The following is a 4,800-nucleotide window of genomic DNA, read 5'->3' as shown; positions in this document are numbered from 1 at the left end:
TATACAATACAGAAAGGAGATGAAGATGAGAAAGACTCTATTGATGTTGGGAGCGGCAATGCTGTTCCTGGGCGCGGCAGCGCCCATGCCCGCATATGCTGGTGGCCACTGGGTATGCCCAGAGGGAGTGTCGTACGCAAATGATTTCCAGTGTTGGTGGAAGAATGATGACATTGAGTACAGAGGGAAGCCCAAGACCCAACCTGTCGATGATATCCTGAAAGCTGAAAAGGCCAAGGCCAAGGATGCGGCGGCCAAACTCGAGGGCAAGGCACTGGTCGAGGCGGCCAATGCCGCGATGCTGGAAGCACGGATCGCGAAGCTAAAAGTGGCAGCGTTGAACAACCGCATCGCCCAGCTGCGGACGGAGGCGGCAAATCAGAAGAAGAAGGGGATCAAGAAGCGCGGCTATTGGATCCGGTATGGGAACTGCATTCAGTGGTATGACGACTGGGGTTTTCCGACCTGGTGGCAGTGCAACTGGTGATGCCAGCCAGGGAGTGACGGCCAAGCGTATGGAGGGCGGCCGCTCTGGCCGCCCTCGACTGGCAAGAGGAGGTGAACTGTGAAGAAGGAACTGCTTGCAGGGGCCGTGCTATTGGCCTTAGCCATGATGAGCACCCAAGCTATGGCTGGCGATGGCGAATGGTTCTGTCCCACCGATGCGTCGGGCTTTTTCGATCTTGACAGAGCCGGCGAATGCATCTGGGCGCAGAGCGATGTGCTCACTTTTCGAGGTAAATCGGGCAAAAAATCCTTTTCGGAACTGGCAAAGGCCGAGAAGGCGCGAGCCGAGAAGGAGGCCTCCAAGCTCACGGGCAAGGCTCTGACTGAAGCGGCAAGCAAAGAGGCTGTGGCCGCCTATATTGCGGCAATCAGGGCGCGTGTTTTTGAAGAGGAGGTAAAGGAAAAGAAGGCCAGGGAAAATGGCATTCGCTTCCGGGCGGCGCCATACTCCGATACAGGCTGTTGCGCGCCGCGGCCACCAAGTCCGCGCCCAACTCGGCCGATACCCGTAGCCGGTCCGCCCAGAGGCTGAGTGCGTGCTTTCCACTGGGCATTGGTGATGGCATGCTGATCATTTGCGTTGCGACTGATCAGCATGTCGTCCCGGCTGCCAACATCGGCAAGTCGAAGATATGGCGGGCTGGCGCGTTCTGTTGTTTGCTTGGTTTCCTTGCATCTTTTTTTCTTCTTCCTTCGGTGGCGGCAGCTGGCGTCAGTCTAAAAAACGGAAACTACTATATAGATTATTCTGATATAGTTGTTCCCGCGGGTGACGGTGACCTGATAATAAGGAGGACGTACAACTCTCGCGCGTTGGATGGTGGCTGGTTCGGCAAGGGATGGGGCTCGGATTTTGAAACCTGGCTGGAAGTGATGGGTGATGGAACTGTCGTCGTTCACGAAAATGGAACTGGCGCCAGAAACGTTTTTTATCCTCCAAAACTCAGGAAGAACGAGCTGAATCATTACGTTCGTGAGATCATCAATGCCGCCATGCATGATGGCGATATCCGTTCAGTCGAGGAAGCAGACCGCGTTTTCAATCGTCTTTTGCATAATGATGAGCTGAGGCAATCATGGTGGAGTAGATATGTTCGGGAGGGCCTGCTGGCTCCGAGAAGGCTCGAGCCCGGTAGCCGGCTGAGAAGTCAAAAGTATGGGGAGCAGCAAGATCTGATACGAACGATTTCCGGGTTTGTGCGGCGGTATATTGGCGGAGCCAGAGAGGAGTACGATGCCCATGGCAGGCTTATTCAGCTGCGAACCGGAACCGGCGAGGTTTATCAATTGCTACGAGACAGCAAAGGCTTGCCAGTCGCCATTGTCACCAGCTACGGCGACGCCATTCATTTTGACATGAATGATGACGGAACGGTTGCACGATTGTGGGCAAATGTGGATGGGAAACACATGGAGGCCAACTACCGTTATCTGAATGGGATGCTGGTCTGGTCTAAGGATATCGATAATAACGTGTACCGGTATCAATATGACAAAGTATTTAACATGACCTCGATTTTCTATTCCGATGGGCGTGAAAGGCGCATAACCTACGATTCAAGAATGTTTGTGCGCATGGTGCAGAAGAAGGGGGGCGAAACCGTGCTCTACGATTATGGCGTTCTCGACCCGGATCGGCCTGACCTTCACTATTTCACAGAAATCGTGAAGAAGGATTCATCGGGACATGAATACGCGAGAAGCCGGGCTGAGTATCACACGGCAGAGCGGGCGGACGGCAGTCTGTATACTCAGAAGGTAGCGACGGTGGTTAACGGCATCCGAACAGAAACCATATACAATCGAAATGGGCTTCCGCTTTCCATTCGGCGGGGCAAAGGAATCACAACATTCAAGTATGACAAAAAGGGTCGGATGATAGAAAAGAACCGTGATGGTCAGGTGACCCGATTGGCTTATAATGAGAAGGGGAAAATCACGAGGGTTGAGAATCGTCTGGAAGGCGATCCGGATTACGCCGAAATTACACATTTTTATTATGATCAAAACCAGAACCTGATCAAAGCCTCGGACACCAAGGGGCATGATATCCGGTTAAAATATGATAGTCAGAAGCATGTCGCTGAAATGCTTTCAGGAAAGGGAACGCTTCTGTTTACCTATAACGAGCGGGGAAAGCCGATTCGCATTGCCGATGACAAGGGAAGGGCGATTGTGATTCGTTATGGTGCATCTGGCGAAATTGAGCGCATATTACCCGAAGGGAAGACGAACCGTATGTTTGTATTAAAGATTATGGATTTGTTCAACGAACTGAGGACGGTCCTGGAGCCCGCAGGCGTCAACTTTGATTAGTGAGGAAGGGTCAATGCGGAATGTGGTTCTGATATTTATTATCAATCTGGCGCTTTCCCAGGCGGCGATAGCCTCCACTCCGTCACCGCAAAATGGGCTGGGTTCAGCGCCTGAGATCGTGATTCAACAGGGTATGGCAGGGCGCCCCAGCCATATCGCGGTATCTCATCATCAGGGTGCATCCTTCATGGAGGTTTTTCATGAGGACGGTGAACAAGTGTGGCGCAAGAGCAAGGATGATGGCGCCTGGCGGGTTTTCAGGCAATGGAGTTATCGCTCTCGGTCTTGTTCGCATTACCGTGACGGGAAGGAAGTGTACCAGAGCATCATCCACGGTGGCATGCTGGAGCTTTACAATGCCGATGACTGGAGTCAGGTGTTCAGAGCGAAGTTGCCCTACAAGGTTGATGCATGTCCTCAGGTTTACTTTGGGCCACACGGTAGTTACCGGATTATCAAGGTTCCAACCTACGACACGAATGGCAGCAAGGTTGCCAGACTATGGATTTCGCATGGAGGGAGTGGATGGAAGCCAGTCAACAATATCCCGACACTGAAGGGCTTCTGGGAAATACGCAGCGGTTTTTTTGATGGCAAGGATATCTCAGGAGAATATCGGTTTTACCGGGTAGGTGACCGAGGACTGGTTCAAGTTGATGAGCTTCGGGGCTCGTGGAAGCGCATCCATGCCGTACTTTCGCTCGGTAAGCAAACCTTTGCGATTGGTGAAAAGGTCGAAGGGCTGGCCAAGATTTTTGATGCGTATGATAAAGGGATGCGATGGAAGCTCTATTCATGGCATGCGGGCAAAGGCTGGAGGTCTGTCGAGGGCCGGATTGGCAGGCCGGAGTCTATTCGCGGATTCACCAGATTGGGAAATGGATATTTCTCGGTTCAGATGCGTGGTGTCCAGCCGCTGGAGCCGTTGAATGCCGACAGAATCTTCCACGAAAGGGCCGGAGGCGGGCTAGAGCGACTTTCCGCCATGAAAATCGGCGGTCCAATGAAGCTGGGAGAATTTGTTGTGCTGGCATCGGGTTCAGTGATCGGAATGCGTGAACATGATGACCAGGATCAGGACGGAAGGATCGGTTCATGGCGGTGGCGCCTGCGCACGCCCAAAGGGTGGGTGGATTTATCTCAGTTGTTGCCCCGTACTGAGGTTAACATTTTGCGGGTTGTCGACTGGTTCGGCGGAAATGGCCTTGGGATGGAGGTTGCGGATACAGATGGGCAAACTGCATGGTATTGGTTTTTGCGAAGGGAAGGGGGTGCATGGCAGCCCTTATTCCAAAAGATCCCGGCCCTTGCCGGCATGGAGATCACAAGAATTGTTGAATTACGTGATGGATTGTACGGCTTTGTCGATGATGACAAGCAGGTACAATCACCCCAAGTCGGTTCTCGGATAAGCATATTTGCAAGCAAGGTGCGCTGGTATGTGCATGCCGAGGATGGTTCGTGGCAAGCGGTTGATGATCTTCTTCGGCAGGTAAACCATTCCGATTATGTGGGTCATATCGCATCGATTGATGCGCGGTCAAATGCTCTGATGCTTCATGTGGAAATGGAACCGGGAAGCCCTCTGTTCAATCTGATTTTGTACAGGCAGCGGGATGGGGTCTGGCGTGAACTTGATTCCACATTTTATCTGGATGATACGATCAGAACGGATATGAGGCTGCTTTCCAGAGCAAGGGCAACAGTAGATGCCGATGCTGGTGTTGTTCTGTTGAAACGGGTGCTTCCCAAGGCTTGGTATGCAGTTCAAACTTCAGCTACACAGCAGGTGTTGTATCGCAAATCTGGACAATGGTATCTGATGCCCGATACCCAACATGATGCAAGTGCTCCGCTTGTATATGATCGCTCCAGACAGCTCCTGATAAGAAAATCCGATGTGCCTGAAGAGAGATATTGGTTCCTGCTGGATGACAGGAAGGGATGGGTTGAACTGCGGAAGATATTGCCCGATGC

4 protein-coding genes are annotated in these 4,800 nt (G+C 52.3%); all 4 read left to right on the top strand.

Translation table 11 applies throughout. The annotated features are described in order from the left end of the window. Positions 1–19: 19 nt before the first annotated feature. Positions 20–487 carry a hypothetical protein gene (locus tag D6694_09270; GenBank protein RMH41244.1) on the top strand — a complete coding sequence of 156 codons (468 nt, stop codon included), beginning with the start codon at positions 20–22 and terminating at the stop codon, positions 485–487. Between the two features lie 78 nt (positions 488–565). Beyond that, complete coding sequence (locus tag D6694_09265; protein RMH41243.1) at positions 566–1,039, top strand: hypothetical protein; 474 nt, start codon at positions 566–568, stop codon at positions 1,037–1,039. A 32-nt stretch (positions 1,040–1,071) separates the two neighbouring features. Then, complete coding sequence (locus D6694_09260) at positions 1,072–2,823, top strand: hypothetical protein (GenBank protein RMH41242.1); 1,752 nt, start codon at positions 1,072–1,074, stop codon at positions 2,821–2,823. Positions 2,824–2,836: 13 nt separating this feature from the next. Further along, the coding region (locus tag D6694_09255; GenBank protein RMH41241.1) for a hypothetical protein at positions 2,837–4,800 on the top strand (1,964 nt) is incomplete at its 3' end.

The organism is Gammaproteobacteria bacterium, from assembly GCA_003696665.1.
Taxonomy (GTDB): domain Bacteria; phylum Pseudomonadota; class Gammaproteobacteria; order Enterobacterales.
The sequence above is the reverse complement of the archived record's forward strand: the minus strand, read 5'-3'. Positions and strand labels throughout refer to the sequence as shown.